The 2808-nt window shown below is 46.7% G+C and carries 2 protein-coding genes; both read right to left on the reverse strand.

The window, feature by feature from the left end; genetic code table 11:
• On the reverse strand, positions 1-2123 hold a 2123-nt coding region (locus tag B7X71_RS14725; protein WP_293601208.1), incomplete at its 3' end, for a molybdopterin-dependent oxidoreductase.
• A 36-nt stretch (positions 2124-2159) separates the two neighbouring features.
• The coding region (locus B7X71_RS14730) for a phosphate acyltransferase (RefSeq protein WP_293601209.1) at positions 2160-2808 on the reverse strand (649 nt) is incomplete at its 5' end.

Consider the following 2808-nt stretch of genomic DNA (forward strand, 5'->3'; position numbering starts at 1 on the left):
GGCATTTTGTAATGAAAGACGCAATTGTTTTCAGCGTAGCGTTTCCATTGATCTGGATTTGGCTCGCCGCGAAGACTCTTTTCACCGTCTTTACCGCGCCATCCTGCTAAAAATCCAATCCCAGAATTAGGGGCGGTTTCAAAGCGGGTAATAAAGTCTGGATAGTCTTTGAATTTGCGACTACCATCTTCCGCGGTAAACGCCGGGAACTTTAGGCGCGAAGCTAGCTCAATTAAGACCTCTTGGAAGGGTTTGCACTCGCCGGTAGCTGGTAGAACTGGAATACGCACTGAATCTACCGGCCCATCAAACTCTGAAATTGGTCGATCGAGCAAACTCATTGCATCGTGGCGCTCTAGATACGTGGTGTCGGGTAAAACGAGATCGGCAAAATCAACCATTTCAGATTGAAATGCATCGCAAACTACAAGAAATGGAATTTTGAATTCGCCGTCAGTGTTCTTAGAATTCAATAAATCGCGAACCTCCATGGTATTCATGGTGGAATTCCATGACATATTTGCCATGAAAATCATGAGCGTATCAATGGAGTAGGGATCACCTTTGACGGCATTGGTAATCACGTTATGCATAAGTCCATGAGCTGCTAGAGGGTGCTCCCAAGTGTAGGCCTTGTCTATGCGTAGTGGCGTACCGTCTTTATCTAGCGCAAGATCCTCTGGCTGTGTGGGCCAACCGAGTGGTGCCTTACCCAATGGTGTGTTGGGTTTAATGTCATTCTCTGAAGAGGGTGGCTTGACATTTGGAGGAACTTGTCTTGGGTAAGGGGCTTTATGTCTAAAGCCACCAGGTCTATCGATCGTACCAATCAGTGACATTAAAACCGCCAAACCGCGCGTCGTTTGAAAACCATTGGAATGTGCTGCTAGGCCACGCATCGCATGAAATGCAACTGGTCGCGCCGTCACTGATTGATGCTCTTTACCCCAGGCATCAGTCCATTGCACTGGCATTTCAAATGCTTGCTCAAAAGCCGCTTGACCAATTTCATTGGCTAATTTTTTAATACGCTCAGCTGGAATACCGGTAATTGAGGCTGCCCACTCAGGCGTTGTTTCTTGAACCTGCCTGCGTAATAGCTCGAATGCAGACGCAACTTTTTTGCCTTGGTGTGGTCCTGCACCCATGATGAATTCACCACACAGGGTTGGTGAAACATCCTCTGCAAAGCAAGGTCTTGCACTCTGAGTGCGCTCATCCCAAACGTATTTATTGTGCGGTAAGTCTGCATTAATAGGGTCTGAATCCGGGTCAAATAAAAATAATCCTTCTTCAGGACCTGCATCAAGGCAAACTAATTGACCGGAATTACTATAGCGCTTTAGAAAAGCTGCATCGTATTGTTCAGTGCGAATTAACTCATGCATGAGGGCCATAAACAAGGCGCCATCTGTTCCGGGTTTGATCGGAATCCACTCATCCGCTATAGCAGAGTAGCCGGTACGAACTGGGTTAATGGATATAAAGCGACCGCCTGCCCTTTTGAATTTTGACAGAGCGATTTTCATTGGGTTGCTGTGGTGATCCTCAGCCGTACCAATCATGATGAATAGTTTTGCATGATCTAGATCAGGGCCACCAAATTCCCAAAAACTGCCACCAATGGTGTAAATCATTCCAGCAGCCATGTTGACGGAACAAAATCCGCCATGCGCTGCATAGTTTGGTGTGCCAAACTGGCGAGCAAATAGACCTGTTAAGGCTTGCATCTGATCGCGCCCGGTAAATAGAGCGAACTTCTTTGGATCAGTTTCTCGGATCTTTTTTAAGCGATCGACTAGTAATTCAAATGCTTGCTCCCAGCTGATTTCATCAAACTCGCCAGCCCCTCGATCACTACCTTCTTTTCGCAACAGGGGTTTGGTGATGCGCGCTGGAGACTTCTGCTTCATGATGCCCGCAGATCCTTTTGCACATATAACGCCTTGATTTAATGGATGCTCTGGATTGCCATCAATGTATACCAGCTCACCATCGCGAAGGTGAGCTCGAATCCCACAGCGGCAAGCGCACATATAGCATGTGGTCTTTTTAATTTCAGTTGCAGGTGCTTGCTTATGGATTGGATCGTGAATGGGATCTTTTGAAAAAATCTTAAACATGGTTTCTGGTTTCTTAAGGAGAGTCGTATATCAGGTTTAGGCTATGCGCATTGCTAATGCGGTGGATGCTACTCTAGAAAATACTGAATCTGAACGGGATGTCAGAATGATCGGGACGGTGGTGCCCAAAATTGCCCCAGCACATTCAGCTCCCGCCATGTAGATGAGTGATTTATACAGAATATTGCCAGCCTGCAGGTCAGGGGCCAGTAATAAATCGGGATCACCGGATACAGCAGAATCAATTCCTTTGGTTTTTGCTGAGGCCGCAGACAATGCATTGTCAAAACCAAACGGCCCCTCAATTAATGCGCCCGGAAAGAAGGGTTCAGTGCGCTGTAGATCTACTAATGTCTTTGCATCTGTGGTTGCCTGCATCGCTGGATTGATTACTTCTGTTGCGGCAATAATGGCCACCTTTGCCTGATGTATTCCTAGCTTAGCAAGCGCATCTAGACTATTGAGCAGGATATGTTTTTTATGCTCAACGGTTGGCGCAATGTTCACAACACAGTCGCTGATTCCAATCAGCTTGTGGTAGCTACTGAGTTCAAACAAAAAAATATGGCTCGTTCTGCGCGCCGTTCTCAAGCCTTCCTTGCCTACTACTGGCCCCATTAAGTCTTCAGTATGAAGAGAGCCTTTCATAAGGGCGGCAAGCTTTCCCGCCTTTGACATTTCTAAT

This window comes from Polynucleobacter sp. 39-46-10 (assembly GCF_002282275.1).